The sequence below is a fragment of the Chitinophaga sp. genome (genome assembly GCF_017745275.1).
Classification (GTDB): Bacteria; Bacteroidota; Bacteroidia; order Chitinophagales; family Chitinophagaceae; genus Chitinophaga.
On the sequence record NZ_JAGHZS010000001.1, the window covers coordinates 785,480 to 804,679 of the forward strand.

Here is a 19,200-nt window from a genome sequence, read left to right on the forward strand (position 1 = left end):
TGTAAATTTTGAAGCCGCAAAGATACAGATTTTATGCGGGCTTTCCAAGCAGACAGCGATCTTCATATGGCTATTTAAAATCATACTTAATCATCTTCTTAATATTTATTTATATATTTTTCATCTCCCAAGTAATCCTGATCCCCTATTTACAGTAGCATCTATACCTCTGACCGGAACCAGCCTCCCGGGAGTTCACTATTTCATTACTCAGCGGCTTGATATGTATAACCTTTCTTGCCGTATCTTTAGCGCACAAAAATTAATACGATGACAGCTTACAACCAGATATTCGAGAATAACCGCCAATGGATCGCTTCCAAATTAGCCACAGATGCAGAGTTCTTCGATAAAATGGCTGATTCTCAAAGCCCCGACTACCTTTATATTGGTTGTAGTGACAGCCGGGTACCCACTAATGAAATCATGGGACTCGGAGCAGGTGAAGTATTTGTACACCGCAACATTGCTAACCTGGTACCGAATACTGATCTCAATGTCATGAGCGTCATCAATTATGCCGTAGTACATCTGAAAGTAAAACATATTGTTGTTTGCGGACACTATAACTGCGGTGGTGTAAAAGCCGCTATGCAGGCTAAAGACCTTGGTATCCTGAATCCATGGTTACGTAACATCCGCGATGTTTACCGTCTGCATATGGACGAACTCAATGCCATTACAGATGAACATGAACGTTACAACCGCCTGGTAGAGCTGAACACACAGGAGCAATGTATCAACGTAATTAAAACAGCTGCAGTACAGAAATCCTATGTAGCCAATGGCTTCCCTACTGTGCATGGTTGGGTATATGACTTAAAAAACGGTATCCTCAAAGATCTGCAAATAGATTTTGAAGGTGTACTGCACGAAATACAAAAAATTTATGATCTCACAGGTTCCGGCCTGATGCTAAAAGATGGTGAATAACATGGGTCCTATTGGTGTATTTGACTCCGGCTACGGTGGCTTAACCGTACTTAAGGAAATTGTAAACGAGCTTCCGGGATACGACTATATTTACCTGGGAGACAATGCCCGCGCCCCTTACGGGAATCGTGGCTTTGATACCATTCACGCCTATACGCTGGAATGTGTGCAAAAGCTATTTGACCTGGGCTGCCCCCTGGTGATCATTGCCTGCAATACCGCTTCTGCCAAGGCACTCCGCACTATTCAACAAAAGGACTTGCCACGCATTGCACCGGATAACCGTGTGCTCGGCGTTATCCGTCCCACGTCAGAAATGGTAGGTACCCTTACGCAAACCGGGGAAGTAGGTATCCTGGCCACCAATGGCACGGTATCTTCCGAGTCTTATCCACTGGAAATTCATAAGTTTTTTCCTCATGTAAAAACCTATCAGCTGGCCTGCCCGATGTGGGTTCCGCTGATAGAGAATAATGAACATGAAAGCGATGGCGCCGACTACTTCGTAAAAGAATACCTGGATAAAATATTGTCAATATCTACCGACATTGATACACTGGTATTAGGTTGTACCCACTATCCATTACTGCTGAAAAAAATCAAACAGTATTTACCGGGCGGCATTAACTTATTGTCGCAAGGTAAAATTGTAGCCCATAGCCTAAAAGATTATCTCAAGCGTCATCCGGAAATGGAAAGCCGCCTGAGTAAGCAGCAGCAGCAACAATTTTACACCACAGATGATCCGGCTATTTTCGATAAAATGGCGGAAATATTTTTTGGTAAAACAGTTACTTCTAAAAAGATGCAAACCAAATAATCATCTTTTTATTACATAATAAAACAAAGGCCGTCACGCGCTATGCGTGACGGCCTTTGTTTTATGTGATTTTCTGTTTGTTTATTTTCCTTCCAGCTTCAGCAGGAATGCATACTCCAGCGCCACCAGCTTCAACGACTTAAATCGTCCGGAAGCCCCACCATGACCGCCATCCATATTGGTTTGCAGCAATAGTAAGTTGTGGTCAGTTTTTAATTCTCTCAGCTTAGCCACCCACTTTGCCGGCTCAAAGTATTGTACCTGTGAATCATGCAACCCAGTGGTGACTAACATATTCGGATAAGCTTTTGCCGTTACATTGTCATAAGGTGAATAAGACTTCATGTAATCATACGCATCTTTATTCTTAGGATTACCCCACTCATCAAATTCGCTGGTGGTTAACGGAATAGTTTCATCCAGCATGGTGGTAATCACGTCTACAAACGGCACCTGCGCAATAATGCCATGAAACAGCTGTGGTGCCATATTAGCCACTGCACCCATTAATAAGCCACCGGCGCTGCCTCCCATCGCATACAGGTGTGCGGAATCTGTATAATGTGATGCCACCAGGAAATTTGCGCAGGAGATGAAGTCGGTGAAAGTGTTTTTCTTCTTCATCATTTTCCCGTCTTCATACCATTGCCGGCCCATTTCCTGTCCTCCGCGTACATGTGCAATGGCAAATGCAAAACCACGATCCAGCAGACTTAACATATTGGAACGGAAAGTGCAATTGGTACTGACACCATAAGAACCATATCCATACAGCAATAGCGGGCTTTTCCCATTTTTCTCAAATGTTTTTTTATACACAATGGAAACAGGAATTTTGGTTCCATCTGAAGCAGTAGCAAACAATCTTTCTGAAGTGTAATCTTTAGGATCATAACCACCCAGTACTTCCTGTTGCCGCTTCAATTCACTTTTACCGGTTTCCAGGTTGTAGTCGTATACGGAGTTTGGTGTGATCAGGGAGGTATAATTATACCGCAATTCCTTACTATCCATCTCCGGGTTTTGGCCAACAGACGCATCGTAAGCTGGTTCTGCGAAAGGCAGGTATTTGTCTGCATGGGTCTTATCATTGATCACCCGTATCATGGTTAAACCACCTTTGCGTTCTTCCAGTACGGTAAAGTCTTTGAACAGCTCCAATCCTTCCAGTAACACATCCGGGCGGTTAGGGATCAGTTCTTTCCAGTTCTGGCGGGCAGTTTTATCCAATGGAGATTCCATCAAACGGAAGTTGAGCGCCTCCCAGTTGGTAACGATATAAAATTTATCATCGCGGTGATCAATGGAATACAACATGTTTTTCTCACGGGGATGAAATACCCGGAATGCTTCATTAGGTTTGGAAGCATCGAGTATACGGCTTTCCGACGACAACGTACTTCCGCTATTGATAACAATGTATTTTCCGGATTTTGTTTTTGTTACGTCTACATCAAAGGTTTCATCTGCTTCATGAAATACTTCTTTGTCGGTGGGTGTACCCAATGTATGCCGCAACACACGGTCTGATCTCAGGGTAACTGTATCTTTACGTGTATAGAACAGGGTTTTGTTATCACCGGCCCAAACGCTGGTACCATCTGTTTGACGGATAACGTCTGTCAGCGTTTCGTTTGTTTCGAGATTTTTAATGTGGATCACATATTGTCTGCGACTTACTGTATCCAAGCCATATGCCATCATCGTAGCATCAGGACTGATACTTACACCGGTAACCTGGCAATATTCATGTCCTGCTGCAAGATCGTTTACATTGAGGATCACCTGCTCCGGCGCTTCCAGGCTTCCTTTTTTGCGACAGTAAACCGGGTATTCCCTGCCTGTTTCAAAACGGGTGTAATAATAAAAGCCATTTTTCAGATAGGGTACGCTCATATCTGTTTCTTTGATGCGTGATTTCATTTCATCAAAGAGTTGCTCCTGCAATTTTTTCTGTGGCGACAAGATCGTGTCTACATAGGCATTCTCTGCATTGAGCCATGCCAGTACCTTTGGATTTTCGCGTTCGTTCATCCAGTAATAATTGTCGATACGCTTATCACCGTGGATATTGAATTCTTTGGGAATTTTTTCTGCAACAGGAGGTTTAATATCTGCCTGGTCGTTCATAGTATGCTTCTTTTCATTACAAGACAAAAGGACCGTTCCCAAAAGCAACAATATATTACCCTGGAAGTTCTTTAACATAGGGAATAGTTTTAAATAGTATGGTAAAATGCAAACAGCTCTACAAATTACGAATTCTCTTTACACTATTTTCATGTTTACAGGATCCCAGTTCAGCAGTTTCTTGCTGAAATAGCTTTCATTGGTCAGCAATGCAGGACCTGCTGCGCGTAAGCCGAATACGGCATCTTCCACTACTGGTTTACCGGTGCGCATAGATTCGAAGAAATTGGCAAAGTGTTCTACCCTGTCATCATATCCTTTGGGCGCTGCATAGGCGCTGGATGTTTCGATGGTGTTTCTTTTATCGGCAGGGTATTTGGCGTTATACTGCGCCACATAAGCAGCCTGTTGTGCTTTGGTAAAGGTGTTGAAGGTATCCCATCCGCCGTAGCCGGGAGCTTCAGGCAGCTTATGTTTTTTGATTTTAAAATCATTCCAGCCCATTTCCAGTACCCCATCAGTGCCAATGAGGCGGGTGTATTCGCCACCGCCGCTACCGTCGGCGAAGTTAACGCGGAGCGTCATCTGGAAAGAAGGATGTTCCTTTGTTTCCGGGTAATCGAAAATAGCAACAACGGTATCGGGAACATCGCGGCCGTCTTTCCATTGTACCAGGTTGCCACTGGCGTAGATAGATGTAGGTCCCAGCGAGCCTGTGATGAAATGCAGCCCGGTAATCAAATGCACAAAGAGATCGCCGGGGATGCCGGTGCCATAGGCTTTGTAGTTGCGCCAGCGGAAAAAGCGTACCGGGTCGAAAGGCAGTTTGGCTGTATCTTTCAGGAAGGTATCAAAGTCGATGGTAGCAGGCGACGCATCTGTGGGAATAGAGTACTGCCAGGCACCTAATGCACTATGGCGGTCCATCCTTGCTTCTACCACGTTTAACCGGCCGATTTCACCGGCCTGGTAACGTTTACGGGCTTCCGCCAGGGCCACGCTGCTAACGCGCTGGCTACCCACCTGGAAAACAGCTTTAGTGCGCTGTTGCGCAGCAATCACTTTATGGCCTTCTTCAATCTGCTGTACCATCGGTTTTTCGCAGTATACCGCCTTACCGGCTTCCATAGCGTCTATAGCAATAGTATCATGCCAGTGGTCGGGGGTGGCCACAATGATAGCGTCTATATCTTTTCTTTTCAGTAGTTCGCGGTAATCGCGGGTGGTGTATATTTTGGGACCGTATACTTCTTTTACGCGGGCCAGGTGACCGTCATATAAATCGGCGGCACCTACAAACTCAACACCGGGCACTTTGAGTGCGGCGTCTACATCGCCAAATCCCATGATGCCCATGCCCACACAGGCGATGCGTATTTTATCATTTGGAGAGATTCTTTTTTCTGGCTGCAGCAACTGTACTTGTTCCGGTGTTTTTGCCATCGCTGCTAACTGGCCAATCCCCAGCAGTGCGGCGGTGCTACCTACGTGTTTTATAAATTTCCTACGTGATTCAGACATATGGTTTTATTTTAAAAAGGGATTCATCGATCCCACATATTAGTTAAAAATTTTAAAAAGATAAATTTCAAAGGATAAGCGGAAAATGCAGGTAAAAAAAAGCCTTCCCGTTACCGGAAAGGCTTTTATAGAGAATACGACGAATATTATTTTTCGGAAGAAAAACCAGCGCTAATAAACTCCCGGTTTAGGCGGGCGATATTAGTGAGGGAAATTTCTTTAGGGCATTCTGCTTCGCAGGCGCCGGTATTGGTACAGCTACCAAAACCTTCCTTATCCATTTGCGCCACCATGTTGAGTGCACGGGATTGTTTTTCAGGATGGCCCTGTGGCAGCAATGCCAGTTGAGATACTTTTGCAGATACAAACAGCATCGCAGAAGAGTTTTTACAAGCGGCAACGCAGGCACCGCAACCAATACAGGCAGCAGCAGCAAATGCGAGGTCTGCTTTGGTTTTATCAACCGGGATGCAGTTAGCATCCTGGGCATTACCGGTGTTCACGGAGATATAACCACCTGCTTCAATAATGCGGTCGAATGCAGATCTGTCTACAGTCAGGTCTTTTACTACCGGGAAAGCGCCTGCTCTCCATGGTTCTACGGTAATGGTATCACCATCTTTGAAAGCGCGCATGTGCAGCTGGCAGGTAGTAGTACCATCCCATGGACCGTGTGCGCGGCCATTGATGTGCATAGAGCACATACCACAGATACCTTCGCGGCAATCGTGATCAAAAGCAACGGGCTCTTTTCCTTCGTTGATCAGTTCTTCATTCACCACGTCAAACATTTCCAGGAAAGACATTTCAGAAGAAATGTTTTTAGCCTGTAAAGTTTCAAATCTACCCTGATCGTTTTTGTTTTTCTGCCTCCACACTTTTAATGTGAGGTTCATGTTATAATGTTCCATATACCTTGGACAATTATTTGATTTATAATCCTGGTCAGCTGTTACGCAGCCGGCCAATAACCATTATTTGTAGCTACGTTGTGTAGGTTTACATTCTTCGAATACCAGTGGTTCTTTGTGCAGTTCATACTTGCCTTCGCCTTTGTATTCCCATGCAGCCACATAGCTGAAGTTTGCGTCGTCACGTTGTGCTTCCCCATCTTCTGTTTGAGATTCTTCACGGAAGTGGCCACCGCAGGATTCGCGACGATTGAGTGCATCCATACACATTAATTCTCCCAGTTCCAGGAAGTCGGCTACACGGCCGGCTTTTTCCAGCTCAGGATTAAATTCGTTGGCTTCACCTGGTACACGTACATCTTTCCAGAATTCAGCACGCAGTGCTTTGATTTCTTCGATGGCTTCCAGCAATCCTTTTTCGTTACGTGCCATACCGCATTTGTCCCACATGATTTTTCCCAGTTTTTTATGGAAGAAATCAACAGATTTGGTGCCTTTGGCAGCGAATAATTTATTGATGGTTTCTTTAACCCTGTTTTCTGCTTCCACGAAAGCAGGATGGTCAGTAGGAATCGCTTTGGTACGGATTTCATCTGCCAGGTAGTTACCTACAGTGTAAGGGATAACGAAGTAACCATCTGCCAGCCCCTGCATCAATGCAGATGCACCTAAGCGGTTAGCACCGTGATCAGAGAAGTTGGCTTCTCCCAGAGAATACAGACCAGGAACGGTAGTGCTGAGTTCATAATCTACCCAAAGTCCACCCATGGTATAGTGTACTGCAGGGTAGATACGCATTGGCTGTTCGTAAGGATTTTCACCGGTGATTTTGGCGTACATGTCAAACAGGTTACCATATTTCTCGGCTACTACTTCTTTACCCAGCTTAATGATTTCTTCTTTGGATACGTTGCCCATCTGGCGTTTACCCACTTCTACTTTACCATAGCGTTCAATGGCAGCGGCGAAGTCGAGGTATACGGCCTGTTTGGAAGTACCTACGCCATAGCCGGCGTCGCACCTTTCTTTTGCTGCACGGGAAGCCACGTCACGGGGAACGAGGTTACCGAATGCAGGATATCTTCTTTCCAGGTAATAATCCCTTTCTTCTTCAGGAATATCGCTGGCTTTGCGGGTATCGTTTTGTTTCTTCGGCACCCAGATACGACCATCGTTACGCAGTGATTCTGACATCAGGGTCAGTTTCGACTGGTGATCGCCGGAAACGGGGATACAGGTAGGGTGAATTTGTGTGTAGCAAGGGTTCGCGAAGTAAGCACCATTCTTGGTTGCTTTCCAGGCGGCTGTTACGTTAGAGCCCATTGCATTGGTGGACAGGAAGAACACGTTACCATAACCACCACTGCAGATCAGTACTGCATGGCCGAAATGACGCTCCAGTTCACCGGTGATGAGGTCACGGGCAATGATACCACGTGCTTTACCATCAATTTTCACGATGTCAAGCATTTCGTGGCGATTGTACATCGTTACGTTACCCAATGCTACCTGGCGTTCCAGTGCGGAGTAAGCGCCGAGGAGCAACTGCTGACCGGTTTGGCCGGCAGCATAAAAAGTACGTTGTACCTGTGTACCACCGAAAGAGCGGTTACTTAACAGTCCACCGTATTCACGTGCAAAGGGAACACCTTGTGCCACGCACTGATCTATAATATTACCACTCACTTCTGCCAAACGGTGTACGTTTGCTTCACGTGCGCGGTAGTCACCACCTTTTACTGTGTCGTAGAACAAACGGAAAACGGAGTCACCATCGTTCTGATAATTCTTGGCCGCGTTGATACCACCCTGAGCGGCAATACTGTGTGCGCGGCGCGGACTATCCTGAAAGCAGAATGCTTTTACTTTATATCCCAACTCGCCTAATGAAGCCGCTGCGGATGCACCAGCCAAACCAGTACCAATGATAATCACTTCCAGATTACGCTTATTGGCAGGGTTTACCAATTTACAATGTCCCTTGTAGTCTTCCCATTTGGAATTTAATGGTCCGGCAGGAATTTTTGCGTCAAACATATATCCTTACTTTACAGAATTATTTGAAATAAATATAAACGGGAATGATAGCAAAGCCAACAGGGATTGCTATTCCAAACAGCCAGATACCGATAAAGCTGAGTAAGCCGTTGTATTTCTTGTGATTTAAACCGAAGGTCTGACAGGCACTTTTGAATCCATGGATCAGGTGGAAGGATAAGCCGATCATACCAATTACATACAATGCAACCAACCATCCATTTTTGAAGGTTTCATAAGATAAGGCATACAGATCCTTTAATGGTTCCACGCTTCCTTCGTAAGTACGGGTAGGTAAAGTACCATAGTGGAATTGTCCCCAGAAATTCACCAGGTGAATAACGATAAAAACAAGGAGAATGCTTCCCATGATCGCCATCTGACGGCTGAACCAGGAAGATGTTTGATTACCCGGATTAATGGCATATTTCACCGGACGGGCAGCTCTGTTGCTGAATGTGAGCTGTAACGCAATAAAGGCGTGCAGTATGATCACAATTTTCAGCCCCCAGGCAATAAACTGAATCAGGCTGTTATGTCCCATGAACGCGGCATACGCGTTAAAGGCCTTGCCTTCGTCGTTGTACAATAACTGGAAATTTCCCGCCAGATGTACGATCACGAAACTGCAAAGAAACAAGCCGGTAGCACCTACCAATAACTTCTTACCGATAGAGGTATTAAAGAACTGTGACCACTTCATAAGTAAAATTCTAAGCTTCCTAGTATAAAAAGATGATTGAAATGTCGCGCAAATTTAACGCAGGAAAAATAAAAAAAAATGATATTTATCAGGTTTTCATATGCATAAACATTTGATAAAATATATTATCAAATGAAAATCAATATATTCAGAATGATTATCTTTCATTTTTTACTGAAAATTTAATATCATTCTAAGCGCTTCAGCATGATGTTATCCACCATATTAAACAGATGCATTGGCTGATATGTTCGCCATTTATCATCATCCAATAAATGTACATAATGATGCAGCCGCGCCTTTTCAAACTCTTCACGGGTTTGTATAGGCATATTCAAACTAACGATCCATCCGCCCTCATCGCGGATATCGTCCCACCATTCTTCGTAATAGCAATCATCTGAAGAATGAAAATTCATCACATTTTCCGTAATAAGGATGAATTTCGTGATCCCTTGTGCAATCAGCGTATCAATGATATTACGCTTCAGGGTCATGATATCATTATCAATGGCATCATTCCATTCTCCCAATAATTCTATGATAGTAAAGTTGAATTGGTAATCCGTGTACAGGATTTTCATATACAGGTTACGTGAACCAAATTCATCCCATTGCGGATGTATATAATAATTATATACGGAGTTGGAATATTCAAATTCACTGTATTCTCTTCCATAGAAAGGAGAATACTCATCTTCCTCTGCAGCGTACAAGTGCCGCCAATTGTAATATGGCTCTATGTTATGCATACCTGGTTTATCAATGACCAAAGGTCAGGTTAAATCATTTTTTCTCAAAATCATCCACCGCTTTTTTTACACTGCCAGCCTTTAGAAGCAGTTCCTGTGCCTGTTGATAGTCGGTGAGCGACAACTGTTCCATCAGCATTTTTACGCCGCGGTCTACCAGCTTTTCGTTGCTGAGTTGCATGTTCACCATTTTATTATCTTCTACTCTGCCCAGTTGAATCATGACAGCGGTGGAAAGCATATTCAATACCAGCTTCTGTGCAGTACCGCTTTTCAGGCGTGTACTTCCGGTCACAAATTCCGGACCTACTACTACTTCAACCGGGAAATCTGCTGCTGCAGATACCGGCGTATCCGGGTTACAGCTGATGCTGCCGGTAACGATTCCATGACGACGACATTCGTTCAATGCACCAATTACATAAGGTGTGGTGCCACTGGCAGCGATGCCTACTACTACGTCTTTATCGGTAATATTATACGCCTGCAAATCAGCCCAGCCCTGCTGGCGGTCATCTTCTGCAAACTCCACGGCCTTGCGGATAGCTGAGTCGCCACCGGCAATTAATCCTACTACCAGGCCTTGTGGCACGCCAAAGGTAGGCGGGCATTCTGATGCATCCACCACACCCAAACGGCCGCTGGTACCTGCGCCCATATAGAACAGGCGTCCACCGGCGAGCATTTTATCGGCCACGGCAGTGACCAGTTTTTCTATTTGCGGAATTGCTTTTGCTACGGCCAACGGAACCGTCTGGTCTTCCTGGTTCATATTTACCAACAACTCGTTTACACTCATTTTCTCCAGGTGACGATAGTGGGATGTTTGTTCCGTTACTCTTATAAATGCCATATTTTATTTTGTTGAAAATGATTAACGATGATACTCTACCAGGCCTTCCATAGGGGTGCGCAGCACCTTTCCCATTGGCAGCTCATACAGCTCACACAGCTCACGGAGGATGTCGCGGAAATGCCAGGCTATGCCCCCGGTAAAATGCAGCGAGGTAGTCCAGCTTTCGCGGTATTTGTAAATATGATTAAAGAAGAAATCGTTCAATCCATCTTCCAGGATGTTCTGGATCATGAAGTGTTCACGGTTCTCAGAAAGGAAAGTGGCGAATCCGGCCAGGTAGCGGTTCGCTAACGGTTTGCGGTATACGTTTTCCAGGATCTCGTCTTTGTTGGTATTGTATTTATAATCAAAGCGCGCCAGCAGGTCTTCATCAAAACTCTGATACAGGTAGTATTGCAGCACTTTCCTGCCCAGGTAGGCCCCACTGCCCTCGTCGCCCAGTACGTAGCCCAGGCCGGGGTTGTTCTTTATTATCTTCTCTCCATCATAATAACAGGAATTGGAACCGGTACCTAAAATACTGACAACGCCAGCTTCATGCCCGCATAAGGAACGTGCTGCCCCCATCAGATCATGCTGTATATCCGCCACGGCATCGGGCCATACGGCTTTTATGGCGTCGGACACGAGCTGGATATTTTTAGGCTGCGACAAACCCGTTCCGTAAAAATACACAGCATCCACATGGCTGCCGGCAGGCAACTGAGGCGCCAGCTCTGTATCCAGGATGGCTTTTATCTGTTCCGCTGTTTGAAAATAGGGACTTACCCCCTGTGTATTCAACGTTAGCGGCTGATCTGCACCGAGCACCCCCCATTCTGTCTTGGTAGATCCGCTGTCTGCTATCAACTTTATTCCAGCACCCATATCCGGTTATTTATGAAATTAAAGAATCCTAAAAGTTTGCACCTGATTTATGCTATTTTTGTCACAATTTAAACAAAAGGGTATCATATAAACAAATAGCCCCCTTTGAACTTTAAAGGATGATGATACATGTATGCGGCAGTTTGCTTTCCGCCAGGTGCCAATACTACATGGATAAAGATTGGTCATATAAATTAGCGGGATAATAATCTGATTATGTCTAACAGGAAGTTGAATGTTTTTTTACCTCTTCTCTTTGCAGTTGTATTAGCCCTGGGCATGTTCCTTGGTCACAAAATGCCGGGATCGAACAATGGAGGCGCCACTGTATTTTTTAACAAACCTAACCGGGGGCCCTTACAGGAAGTAATGGACCTGATCAAAGCTAAATATGTAGATTCTCTCAATACCGACGATTTACAACAGGAAGCTATAGAAGGCATCCTCGCTCACCTGGATCCACACTCTATCTATATACCACCGGCAGAACTGCAACGGGTAAATGAAGATATGGAAGGCAACTTTCAGGGTATCGGCGTAGAATTCAATATCACCGCAGATACGGTGAATGTAATCAGTGTACTGAGTGGCGGTCCTTCTGAAAGTGCGGGCCTCCAAACCGGCGATAAAATCCTGAAAGTAAACGATAGCCTCATTGCCGGCAACAACATCACCCCGGATAAAATCCGCAAATTATTACGTGGTCCGGCAGGTTCCATCGTGAACACGGTCATATTAAGACAACAGCAACAACTGAAAGTTCCTATTACCAGGGGCGTGATTCCTTTATACAGCGTAGATGCCAGCTACATGGCTGCGCCGGGAGTAGGCTATATCAAGATCAGCAAGTTCTCCGCCACCACCTACGATGAATTTATGAAGGCCATCCGTGGCCTCGAAAAACAGGGCATGAAGAAACTGGTGATCGACCTCCGGCAAAATCCAGGCGGTTACCTGGACGCAGCCACCCGCATCGCCGATGAGCTGCTGGAAGATCAGAAACTGATTGTATACACCAAGGGGAAAGACTTTCCAAGAACAGATTATAAAACCAAACGCCCCGGCATGTTTGAAAGGGGCGCCCTGGCTGTCCTCACCGATGAAGGTTCTGCTTCTGCCAGCGAAATCCTTGCAGGTGCCGTACAGGACTGGGATCGCGGAACTATCATTGGCCGCCGTACCTTCGGTAAAGGCCTGGTACAGGAACAATATGACCTCGACAATGGTGGGGCACTGCGCCTGACTGTTGCCCGTTATTATATACCTTCCGGCAGAAGTATCCAAAAGCCTTATGGTAAAGGTCTGGACTATGATGATGATATTGCAGAACGTTATCATCATGGTGAAATGGTGAATAAAGACAGTATCAAGATCACAGATACCGTTCCTTATAAAACAGCTTCCGGCCGTCGCGTTTACGGTGGTGGCGGTATTACACCGGATATTTTCATGCCGTTTGATACTTCCCGCTTTACACCTACCCTCACGGCCATTTATACACGTAATACGTTCAGCAACTTTGCCTACCAGTATTACACCAGCCACAAAGAAGTATTTGGTCCTTATAAAGACGCCGCCACTTTTGCCAAAAACTTCCAAACCACTCCTGCACTGATGGATGATTTTAAAACCTATGCTAAAAAAGACAGCGTACCTGGCCTGGATCACCTGAATGCAAAGGATGAAGTGGAAATCCGCAATCGCCTCAAAGCGATGCTGGCCCGCCAGTTGTTCAGAACAGAAGGCTATTATGAAGCTATCAATGCAGCGGATCCTGTAGTGAAGAAAGCATTGGAAGTAGTAGAAAAAGAGAAGAATTAAGGAATTTTGGAAAGACGGCATTCATTAGATGCTGCCGGTTTCCCCGGTTATTATTTCAATGTTTTGACCGGCATTATAAATAGTTTGGGGAGATGGGAATAACGATGTTATTCCCATCTCCCCAAACTACTTCAGGAGCATAATAAAAGCGAAAGGAGATGTAGTGTACATCTCCTTTCGCTTTTATCTTTTAACCGGTGGTTACTACTGATTTTTACGTTGCATCTTAGGCAGTGACTGTACAATGAGGTCATTCATTACGTTCACAGCTTCATCGAGGTAAATATCTTTTGTTCTGATCTTCAGCCAGTCTTTGTTACGGGCAATTTTAGAAGAATCTCCTCCAAACTTATCCATATCAGATTTGATATTGATGATGTTCAGTTCTTTCACTTTATCATTTACCGCGTCATATTTCTTCAGGGCAGCAGTATTTGATTTTTGCTCTGATTTATACGTTTGCAGGTTCAATGAGTAAGTTTCCTGTTTTTCCAGCTTTTTCAGCGTGTTCAGGTTTTCGTTGAGCAGCTTGAAAGCGGGGCTGGTAGCCATTCTCTTCTCACTATTTCTTTTCAGCGACTCTGTATTTACCGGGTTATACCAGGCATTGAATGGAGCGCGTGGAATTTCATCGTATGCCAGGGCATCTGAGTCTTTACGTTCTGCTACTTCATAATATGGATCTGGTAATACGATATCAGAAGCTACACCTTTCAGTTGAGTAGAACCGCCATTAGCGCGATAGAATTTCTGTTGGGTCAGTTTCAGGGCGCCGAGGCTGCCGCCATCTTTCACCGGATAGAAGTCGTCCAGGTTGAAGAGACGTTGTACGGTACCTTTACCAAAAGTTTGTGTGCTACCGATGATAACGGCGCGTTTGTAATCCTGCATAGCTGCGGCCATGATTTCAGATGCGGAAGCGCTGTATTCATTTACCATGATTGCCAGCGGGCCTTCGTACTGTACATTTTTATCACGATCGCGTAATACCACTGCTTCGCCGCCTCTGGAGCGCACCTGTACAACCGGGCCTTCCGGAATAAACAGGCCGGCCATTTGTACAACGTCCTGCAGCGAGCCACCGCCGTTAAAGCGGAGATCCAGGATAATACCTTCTACTTTTTCCGCTTTCAGTTTGGCTACTTCTTTAGCAACGTCTTCTGCGCTGCGGGCGCCGTTACGGTCGTTGAAGTCGGCATAAAACTCAGGCAGGTAGATGTAACCAATTTTATGTTGTCCGTTGATGATAGCGGATTTAGCGAAAGTTTCCTCCGTTACAATTTCATCACGAACGATGGTAATATCTTTTGTAGTACCATCTACACTTCTTACCGTCAGTTTAACAGGAGTTCCTTTTTTACCACGAATCAGTTTCACGGCATCTTCTACAGGGTAGCCGGTGATGTCTACCGGTTCAGCGTTACCTTGTGCTACTTTCTGGATAACATCGTTGGCTTTTAACTGGCCTTGTTTCCAGCTTGGGCTACCAGTTACGATACTCACCACGCGGATTTTATCGCCTTCTTCCTTCAGTTGTGCCCCGATACCAAAAAATTTACCGGCCATTTGTTCTTCGAACGCGCGTTTTTCATCAGGCGGGAAGTAGTCGGTATGTGGATCCATGGTAGTGGTAATGGCATTTACATACAGGTTAAACCGATCGTTATCATTTTGCCTGTTTTTCAGACGTTCAAAATAGCGGTCGTACAGTTGTTTTACTTTTACGCGTGCTTCTGCCTCCAGTTCGGCGTCAGTTTTCACTTTCACGGTATCTTTTCCTTTATCTTTCTCACGCATTTCCTGCAGGTCGGTCAGCTTCTCCAGCGTGCGGTATTTCAACACTTTGCGCCAGGCTTCTTTCCTTGCATTTTCATCTGCGGGATAGTCAATCTTATCAGGATCGAGGGTTACCTTCTCATCTACGGTGAAGTCAAATGGTTTAGCCAGAATTTCCGGGTAAATAGTGGCGGCTTCTGCTACCCGTTGTTTGATGAGGGTGTTGATGCTGCGGAAGCAATCGATGGGCGCTCCTTTCAGTTCATCATCAATATGGGTGGATAAGGGTAATAATTTGTCCACATCTGTTCTCAGGAAAAATTTCTTTTCCGTGTCCAGGCTACGCAGGTATTTATTAAAAACTTCGGTGGAAAATTTATCATCGATGGCTTTGGGCTGGTAATGTCCTTCTTTCAGCATTTGTCCCACGAGGTTCATGATCACCTCATAACGGCCCGGAGGGTCTTCGTTATGGCCCAGCTTATTAAAAGCCAACACGCCTGCGGAGATGCTAAGCAGCACTACCGGTATAATCACTTTCAGTCTCATATGTATCTCAATTGAACGTAAACGTTATCAAATCAAATATAAAATAAAATCACCCGTTGGGGGTGTAATTTATTCCTTTTAACAAAAAATTGGGCCAAACGGGTGCTGGGAGAGATATGCGGCGGAAAATACCTGAAATTCCGCACTCCGGCGCGTTTATACGGTACCCGTTATATAACGGTGCAGACACCTGGAATGTTGCTGGTGCTACTCTTTCACCAGTTTATACACTGCTCCGTGGAAGCCATCGTTGCCGGAAGTGCTGGTGAGGGCATAGAGCTCTCCCTGTTCATCTTCTCCCCAACTGAGTAGTTGCATATTGCCATTAGGAAGGCCTGACAACTGTAGTGGCGCCCGTTCCCATTGATTCCCTTTTGATTCCAGCACAAAAGTTTTTCCATTATAGTCTCCGAAAACGTACAATCCCTGCAGGGAAGGAATGGCGGCGCCGCGGTACACGTAGCCACCGGTGATACTTATCCCCAGATCGTGGTCGTATTCATGGATAGGCTTGATGAACTGGGATTTATCTGCACCCGGAGGAACGTTATAGTCGTGATACCCTTCCAGTATCCGCCAGCCATAATTACCACCTTTAATGATAATATCCACTTCTTCATACTTATCTTGTCCTACATCTCCTGCGAAAAGCAGCTTACTTTTCCGGTCGAAAGAGAACCGCCATGGATTGCGAAGGCCATAGGCCCATATTTCCGGGCGTACGTCGGGGTGGTTGACAAAAGGATTATCCGGCGGGACAGTATAAGGTGTACCATCGACATTTATTCTTAATATTTTGCCCAGTAAGGTGTGCAGGTCCTGACCGTTGCCGGTAGTGCCGTGTTTATCGCCACCACCGCCGCCGTCGCCTAATCCGATGTAGAGATAACCATCGGGGCCGAATTGCAGCTGGCCTCCGTTGTGATTGGATTCAGGTTCATCTACCTCCAGCAAAATGCGGCGGGAAGCCGGATCAGCGATATTTGGATTGCCGGCCGCCGTAGTAAACTCCACCAAACGGCTGGTATGGTTAAACCCATTTTTCACAGTGGGCGCGCTATAGTACACATAAAATTTATGATTGCTCCGAAACTCAGGATGGAAGGCCATTCCCAGCAGTCCTCTTTCATCATATCCTGGATTTATGCTCACCATATCGTGGCTAACATCCAGGAAGGGAGTGGGCAACGTTTTGTTTTGCTGTACGATCCATACTTTCCCTTCTTTCTGACAAAAAAATAACCTGCCGGAGCCATCACCAGGTACTGCCATGTTTACGAGAGACAGGAATTTATCTGTTACCAACTGTAGCTTCGCTTTATGAACCGGGGCTGCTGGCTCTTGTTTGGCGTCACTGCCGGTGCAGGCAGCCAATAAGAAGAATGCGAGCAATAGATATTTCATGATGCTGCAGTATTGATGCAGAATAAAGATAGCTATTAGCGATTAGCTTTTAGCAGTTAGCAATGCAGCGGAAATTATATATGTAGTCCTGGATGCCTTAGCTAACTGCTAGAAGCTAATCGCTAACTGCTATTTTGTATCTTCGTACAAAACTCATCAGGTTGGACACAACGACACCGAAAAAGAACGACCCATACGCTTCGCTACGCTTTCCGGAATTCAATTACTACCTTGTAATCCGCTTTGCGCTTGTATTTGCGCTGGCCATGCAGTTTGCGATTATTGAGTGGAAAGTATATGAAATTTCCAAAGACCCTTTTTCATTGGGATTAATTGGTTTGTCGGAAGTAATTCCGGCGGTATTATTATCCCCATTTGCGGGACACATGGTCGACAAACGAGAAAAACGGGGCATGTTGCTCAAATGTGTGATTGCCTATCTTTTTATCAGTTCGGGATTATTTCTGCTAACCTGGGATCAGGCCGTAGCAGGCATTTCCAGGCATTGGGTATTGAACCTGATCTATCTGCTGGTATTCCTGGGTGGTATTGTGAGAGCATTTACCAGTCCGTCTAATTTCACCTTAATGTCTTTGCTGGTACCGCGGGAGTTATACGCCAACGCTTCTACCTGGAGTAGTTCTGCGTGGCAGGTAGGTGGTGTGTTGGGCCCTGCGTTGGGAGGATTATTTATTCACTGGTTTGGTGTTCACTGGTCTATGTTGATTGTGGTGTTCATCTTCCTGGCGCCGTTATATAGTTTGCTGAACATAAAGCCCAAGCCTATCTATTACAAATCGAGGGGAGAAAGTTTTGTAACGGGATTAACAGAGGGGATGCGGTTTGTATGGAAAACCAAGGTGGTATTGAATGCTATGGCACTGGATATGTTTGCGGTGCTGTTTGGTGGTGCAGTGGCCATGTTACCTGCATTTGCCACTGATGTACTGCATGTGGGATCACTGGGTTATGGATTATTAAGATCTGCTCCCGCGGTAGGCGCGTTGATCACCATGTTTATACTGGCGCATAAGCCGTTGGTAAATAAACCCGGCATTAAGCTGCTGGCGGCGATTTTCGGCTTCGGATTAACAATTATATTATTTGGGTTATCTACCAGCTTTTACCTGTCTATCTTTGCTTTGCTGATCAGTGGGGCATTGGATGGTATCAGCGTGATTATACGTCAAACTATTCTGCAACTGAAAACGCCGGACGACATGCGTGGACGGGTAGCAGCAGTTAGCTCTATGTTTGTGGGTTCTTCCAATGAGCTGGGAGCGTTTGAGAGTGGCTTTATGGCCAGGGCCATTGGTTTGGTGCCTTCAGTAGTATTTGGCGGATGTGTGACATTGGGTGTGGTGATTACCACTTATGTGATTTCGCCGGCTATGCGGAAACTGGATCTGAAACCGTAGGAGCAGAAAGCAGAAAGCAGAAAGCATAAAGCTATTGAGGCGAATGATCAAAGCGAATTAATATCCGCAATGGTCTTTCGCCTCAATAGCTTTATGCTTTATGCTTTATGCTTTTCTACAATTTCATGGCTTCTTTCAACCGTTCGAGCACATAATACACTGCGGGGCAGGTGGTGCTGTTTTCGTAGGTGATATTTGGGCGTTTGAAGAAGTCGTAGCTATCTGTGTAGGGATAGTTGGCGCAATCGCCGGGACGTGCATCATAGATGCTGCAGTAGTTGTCGGCACCGAGGAATGGGCAGGGCGTGAACTTCAGCACATAGTCCTCGTCTTTATCCACGCGGAGGTAGGTGTCTTTGAAATCGCCTTCTTTCATGCCCAGGAATTTGGATATGCGCCGTATATCGGGGCCGGTGAAGCGGGGGCTGATGGTTTTACAGCAGTTGCCACATTCGAGGCAATCGATTTTACTGAATGCTTCGTCATGCAGGTCTGGCAACAGTTTCTCCACCCCTTTACCACGGCGGGTTTGCAGTTTGGTCAGGAACTGTTTATTGGCCTTTTGCTTCTCCTGGGCTTTTTGTTGCCAGTCTTCTAATATTTTGCTCATTTGTTGCAAAGATAGGTATTTCGTACTTGGACAAAAGTATGACATATACATCCTTTAACTTTTCCTCATTTATCACTGTTTTCCCCCGCCAA

The 19,200-nt window shown here is 45.4% G+C and carries 15 protein-coding genes; 4 read left to right on the forward strand and 11 right to left on the reverse strand.

Features of this window, described 5'->3' with window-relative positions:
- Positions 1-270: 270 nt before the first annotated feature.
- Both J7623_RS03050 and murI read left to right on the forward strand, forming a co-directional pair.
- Positions 271-933: a carbonic anhydrase gene (locus tag J7623_RS03050; protein WP_291917025.1), complete on the forward strand. Its 663-nt coding sequence runs from the start codon at positions 271-273 to the stop codon at positions 931-933.
- Complete coding sequence (gene murI / locus J7623_RS03055) at positions 923-1,753, forward strand: glutamate racemase (RefSeq protein WP_291917027.1); 831 nt, start codon at positions 923-925, stop codon at positions 1,751-1,753. The genes J7623_RS03050 and murI overlap by 11 nt, the downstream gene beginning before the upstream one ends.
- Before the next feature lie 81 nt (positions 1,754-1,834).
- On the opposite strand, the gene J7623_RS03060 is transcribed toward murI, so the two are convergent.
- The 8 genes from J7623_RS03060 to J7623_RS03095 form a co-directional block, all read right to left on the reverse strand.
- The gene (locus tag J7623_RS03060) at positions 1,835-3,961 is read right to left on the reverse strand and encodes a S9 family peptidase (protein WP_291917029.1); all 2,127 of its coding nucleotides are present in this window, start codon (positions 3,959-3,961) and stop codon (positions 1,835-1,837) included.
- Positions 3,962-4,021: 60 nt separating this feature from the next.
- Positions 4,022-5,404, reverse strand: coding sequence for a Gfo/Idh/MocA family oxidoreductase (locus J7623_RS03065; RefSeq protein WP_291917031.1), 1,383 nt, complete (start codon positions 5,402-5,404; stop codon positions 4,022-4,024).
- A 146-nt stretch (positions 5,405-5,550) separates the two neighbouring features.
- Positions 5,551-6,315, reverse strand: a complete 765-nt coding sequence (locus J7623_RS03070) for a succinate dehydrogenase/fumarate reductase iron-sulfur subunit (protein WP_291917032.1) — start codon at positions 6,313-6,315, stop codon at positions 5,551-5,553.
- 63 nt (positions 6,316-6,378) lie between these two features.
- Positions 6,379-8,352, reverse strand: a complete 1,974-nt coding sequence (locus J7623_RS03075) for a fumarate reductase/succinate dehydrogenase flavoprotein subunit (RefSeq protein WP_291917034.1) — start codon at positions 8,350-8,352, stop codon at positions 6,379-6,381.
- Between the two features lie 19 nt (positions 8,353-8,371).
- On the reverse strand, positions 8,372-9,055 hold the full coding sequence (locus tag J7623_RS03080) for a succinate dehydrogenase cytochrome b subunit (RefSeq protein WP_291917036.1): 684 nt from the start codon (positions 9,053-9,055) through the stop codon (positions 8,372-8,374).
- Positions 9,056-9,243: 188 nt separating this feature from the next.
- Positions 9,244-9,807: a hypothetical protein gene (locus J7623_RS03085; RefSeq protein WP_291917038.1), complete on the reverse strand. Its 564-nt coding sequence runs from the start codon at positions 9,805-9,807 to the stop codon at positions 9,244-9,246.
- Between the two features lie 34 nt (positions 9,808-9,841).
- Entirely contained in the window at positions 9,842-10,660 is an 819-nt protein-coding gene (gene murQ, locus J7623_RS03090) for an N-acetylmuramic acid 6-phosphate etherase (protein ID WP_291917040.1), read from the reverse strand.
- Positions 10,661-10,681: 21 nt separating this feature from the next.
- Positions 10,682-11,530, reverse strand: a complete 849-nt coding sequence (locus tag J7623_RS03095; RefSeq protein WP_291917042.1) for an N-acetylglucosamine kinase — start codon at positions 11,528-11,530, stop codon at positions 10,682-10,684.
- 216 nt (positions 11,531-11,746) lie between these two features.
- Here J7623_RS03095 and J7623_RS03100 point away from each other — a divergent pair, with 216 nt between their 5' ends.
- Entirely contained in the window at positions 11,747-13,351 is a 1,605-nt protein-coding gene (locus J7623_RS03100; RefSeq protein ID WP_291917044.1) for a S41 family peptidase, read from the forward strand.
- A 204-nt stretch (positions 13,352-13,555) separates the two neighbouring features.
- Here J7623_RS03100 and J7623_RS03105 read toward each other — a convergent pair whose 3' ends face one another.
- Both J7623_RS03105 and J7623_RS03110 read right to left on the reverse strand, forming a co-directional pair.
- Positions 13,556-15,676, reverse strand: a complete 2,121-nt coding sequence (locus J7623_RS03105; RefSeq protein ID WP_291917046.1) for a carboxy terminal-processing peptidase — start codon at positions 15,674-15,676, stop codon at positions 13,556-13,558.
- Positions 15,677-15,883: 207 nt separating this feature from the next.
- The gene (locus J7623_RS03110; RefSeq protein ID WP_291917048.1) at positions 15,884-17,080 is read right to left on the reverse strand and encodes a PQQ-dependent sugar dehydrogenase; all 1,197 of its coding nucleotides are present in this window, start codon (positions 17,078-17,080) and stop codon (positions 15,884-15,886) included.
- A gap of 161 nt (positions 17,081-17,241) precedes the next feature.
- On the opposite strand from J7623_RS03110, the gene J7623_RS03115 reads away from it, so the two are divergent.
- Complete coding sequence (locus J7623_RS03115) at positions 17,242-18,498, forward strand: MFS transporter (protein WP_291917050.1); 1,257 nt, start codon at positions 17,242-17,244, stop codon at positions 18,496-18,498.
- Positions 18,499-18,613: 115 nt separating this feature from the next.
- Here J7623_RS03115 and J7623_RS03120 read toward each other — a convergent pair whose 3' ends face one another.
- The gene (locus tag J7623_RS03120; protein WP_291917052.1) at positions 18,614-19,108 is read right to left on the reverse strand and encodes a YkgJ family cysteine cluster protein; all 495 of its coding nucleotides are present in this window, start codon (positions 19,106-19,108) and stop codon (positions 18,614-18,616) included.
- Between the last annotated feature and the right edge of the window lie 92 nt (positions 19,109-19,200).